The organism is Tunicatimonas sp., assembly GCF_049647865.1.
Taxonomy (GTDB): domain Bacteria; phylum Bacteroidota; class Bacteroidia; order Cytophagales; family Cyclobacteriaceae; genus Tunicatimonas.
Window position 1 is genome coordinate 1 of the sequence record NZ_JBARYM010000390.1, and the last position, 3,903, is coordinate 3,903.

The 3,903-nt window shown below is 46.2% G+C and carries 3 protein-coding genes; all 3 read left to right on the top strand.

The genetic code is table 11. From position 1 onward, the window contains the following. Positions 1 to 295: 295 nt before the first annotated feature. Positions 296 to 1,018, top strand: coding sequence for a FadR/GntR family transcriptional regulator (locus WBA23_RS11685; protein WP_424582459.1), 723 nt, complete (start codon positions 296 to 298; stop codon positions 1,016 to 1,018). 98 nt (positions 1,019 to 1,116) lie between these two features. Continuing rightward, on the top strand, positions 1,117 to 2,043 hold the full coding sequence (locus WBA23_RS11690) for a dihydrodipicolinate synthase family protein (RefSeq protein WP_424582460.1): 927 nt from the start codon (positions 1,117 to 1,119) through the stop codon (positions 2,041 to 2,043). After that, on the top strand, positions 2,040 to 3,903 hold a 1,864-nt coding region (locus WBA23_RS11695; protein ID WP_424582461.1), incomplete at its 3' end, for a SusC/RagA family TonB-linked outer membrane protein. The genes WBA23_RS11690 and WBA23_RS11695, both read left to right, overlap by 4 nt.

Below are 3,903 nucleotides of genomic sequence, written 5' to 3' on the forward strand. Positions count from 1 at the left end.
AACCAACCCAGTCCTTAAGATCGTCTACCGCGACAATTAGTACGTTGGGCGGATTTGGGTTGGCTAATGTTTTGTCTTGACTAAAACTGCACGTTACTGAGGATATAACAATGACGAATATTATAGATGCTGAAGAAGTAGTTAGGCAAGGCATAGAGTTAAAAGCTATAGTAATTGTATCGGTTTTTTGAACTCGTAATTGTTCTGTTAAGGTAATATATGATCTCTACGAAACAGCTTCGCCGATAAATATCGATAAATTAATTATCTTTATGTCCTACATAAAGCATAAATTATGTCTTCTGCCAATAATCATGAATTCAAACCGATTGTTCAACCTTCCATGACCGAATTGGTAGAAGAACAAATCCGCAACTATCTTAAAGCCAAAAAACTGAAGCCCGGTGATGCTATTCCTAAAGAAATGGAAATAGCTGAACAACTAGGAGTGAGCCGGAGTGTGATCCGGGAAGCTATTAGCCGGTTTAAGATGCTAGGATTAATCGAGTCGCGCAAGCGGCGAGGGATGATACTCACGGAACCCGATTTGTTCAAAGGACTAGAACGGGTTCTTGATCCCAATCTACTGGGCCAAGATACACTAATTGACATTTTTGAGATGCGGCTAGTTCTAGAAATGGGATTAGCCGAACTGCTATTCGCGTACCGTACCGATCAGTATATTGCTGAACTTGAGAAAATTGCTAGTAAAAACGTCTCTTCAAACCAAGCGCAGTTTATACTACAGCAAGAGGTGAAGTTTCACGGCAAACTGTACGAGATCACCCACAACCAGTCGCTACAGCGGTTCCAGAAACTACTATTGCCAGTTTTTCAGCATATTATTGATGTAGAGCAACGCGGTGAGTTTCCGCAGATCGTTAGTCAGGTTGATCATGCTTCATTAGTTGACATCTACAGAAACGGCGATCCAAATCAGTTCCGTCAGGGAATGTACGAACATCTGAAACCCCACTATTACTGGATTGCCGAGTATAAGAAGAATCAGCGCAAATAGCTTCTATTTGGACTATTTATAAAAATTTATTAAAACTACTTGACATTAACGGGGGAAATTCAATTATTTGTAATATGTCTGACATTATTAATAACTGAATGAAAGATGTATTAATAGCAGCAGCGTACACGCCTTTCACTTCGGATCTAGAAGTTGACTACAGACAGGTAGCTCATCAACTTGATTATTTGCTTTCCACCGGAGTTAAGGGCGTGTTAATTGGTGGTACTACTGGCGAGGGTGTTTCGCTCACAATGCAGGAAAGAATGCAGTTAGTAGAAACTTGGAAGAAGATTGTTCCTAATGATTTTAAACTAGTTGTGCACGTAGGACACAACGCTTATAAGGAATCGAATGCATTGGCCCTTCACGCCCAGAAGATAGGTGCCGATAGTATTTTAGGCAGCACGCCTACCTACTTTAGACCTACTTCTTCTACCGAATTAGTCAGCTTTTTCCAGCACTCTTTAAAAGGAATCAATTTACCATTTTACTACTACCATATTCCTTCAGTGACGGGAGTTTCACTGAGTATGGTTGAGCTACTAAGTGATATGAAAGAGAAGGTAAAAACCTTCAGAGGAATCAAATTTACTCACGAGGATTTAGATGAGTTCGAGCAGTGCTTAAACAGTCATGGTGGGCAATACGATATGGTTTTCGGCAGGGATGAAATGCTACTGGAAGCCGTCCAACGCGGGGCGCGAACCGCCACCGGAAGCACCTATAACTATATGGCATCATTGTACACGGAGATGTTATCCACCTACCGAAGTGGTCAGGGGGAAATAGCTAATGAGCTTCAGGCGGAAGCCGTTCGCATCATCAAGATTCTTAATGATTTCGGCGGTGGCATTGTCGCGGGCAAAGCCATGATGCAGTTAGCAGGAGTAGACTGTGGGCCGGTTCGTCCGCCCTTAACTTCGCTAACCCCTTTTAAAACGGAGCAAATGACAGAGGCTCTAAGCCAAACCCGCTTTTTTGAATTCACGAATCAGCAACCCATAAAACCGAATATATCATGAATTATTTCTACGCACTAATCCTGCTTACGTGGGTGGGGTGTTTTACCCCAACGCAAGCGCAAGACCAATTTACTGTTGAAGGTAAGGTGATAGATACTGCCACCGACGAACCTTTGCCGGGGGTGAATATCTTAGCCAAAGGAACCACCACCGGCACGGTCACCGACATCGACGGCAACTACCGCCTCACTGCCCCCGATGATACTGAAACCCTGGTATTTTCCTCTGTAGGTTATATCAGTGAGGAAGTGGCTATAAGTAACCAAACAGTTATTAATCTGGAGATGACCCCAGATACTCAATCGTTGAGTGAGGTAGTAGTGGTGGGCTATGGTACCCAAGAAAGGGCTGATGTAACGGGGGCTATTGGGTCCGTTCAATCGGAGGAGATCACCAATATTCCCATCACCACCCTGGAGCAAGGCTTACAGGGGCAAGTAGCGGGAGTGCAGGTTACTCAGGCCGACGCAACCCCCGGCGGTGGTGTGACCATCCGGGTACGGGGGGGGAGTTCGCTATCAGCCGGAAACGAGCCGCTGTATGTAGTAGACGGATATCCTATCTTGGGCGATAACATCAACTTTCTTAACCCCAATGATATTAAGTCAATTGACATTCTCAAAGATGCTTCGGCTACAGCGATCTACGGTTCGCGGGGTTCAAACGGGGTAGTTATTATCACCACCAAGCGGGGAAGTTCCGGGGCGCCTAAAGTAACCTTTAATAGCTACTATGGAGTACAGCAGGTGCGCAAAAGGATTAATCTGCTCGATGCGCAATCCTTCGCACGCCTCACACGGGAGGCCGAGATTAACGGTAATTTTGAGCCAACCTTCTCCGAAGAGGAAATTGCTACGCTAGGTACTGGCACTGACTGGCAAGATGAAGTTTTTCGCGTGGCTCCTATCCAAGACCACCTGCTGAACGTAAGCGGAGGCACCGACAAAGCCCGCTACCTGGTTAGCGGCGGATGGTTTAGCCAAGACGGTGTGGTAAAGGGTTCAGAGTTTGAGCGGGGTACCTTCCGGGCTAACACTGACTTCACATTGGATAAAGTAAATATTGGAAGCTCAATTACCTATCGCCGATCACTCCAGCGAGGGTTTGGCGACACGGATGCCCTAGGGGGAGGTTTTCAACGAAACATTATTATTTCTACCCTGTTTCTGTCACCCACCTTCCCGGTTACTGAAAACGGAGTGCTGACCTTCGACGATCCGGTCGGGACGCCGAGTGCTAATCCCTTCCAGTTTATTGACCGCTCTGACTCCGAAACCCTACGGAATCAGTTCTTAGGGAATGCTTATCTGGAGTACAAACCGGCCGACTGGATTCAACTGCGTACCACCTTTGGGGTAAATACCAACATAGGCAAGTCCAACCTATTTTTGCCTCCCGACACTCCTTCGGGAATACAAACCAACGGCCTGGGACGCGTAGGCTCTTCAGTTGGCTTTAATTGGTTGAGTGAAAATACGGTAACCATCACTCCTAACCTACCGCAGGGGCACGATTTGACTTTACTAGCTGGTTATTCAGCGCAGAAAAACCGTTTTGAAACAGTATCAGCTGCCTCGCAGGGCTTTGTGAATGGGGCTACTGGGTTTAATAACCTAAGTGCTGGAGAGAGTCCGCTTCCCCCCGCTACCTTTGCCTCAGAATGGGCGTTTCTTTCGTACTATGGCCGTCTGAATTACAAACTTAAGGATCGCTACCTTGTTACCGCCACAGTACGTCGAGATGGCTCTTCACGCTTCGGTGAGGATAACAAGTGGGGGGTCTTTCCTTCTATCGCTCTGGGCTGGCGAGTATCGGAAGAGCCTTTTATGAGCAATATTACGGCAGTAGATAACCTTAAAC

Excerpts from the sequence above, each read along its gene's own strand:
- WBA23_RS11690 (WP_424582460.1), top strand. The coding sequence starts at position 1,117 with ATGAAAGATGTATTAATAGCAGCAGCGTACACGCCTTTCACTTCGGAT.
- WBA23_RS11685 (WP_424582459.1), top strand. The coding sequence starts at position 296 with ATGTCTTCTGCCAATAATCATGAATTCAAACCGATTGTTCAACCTTCC.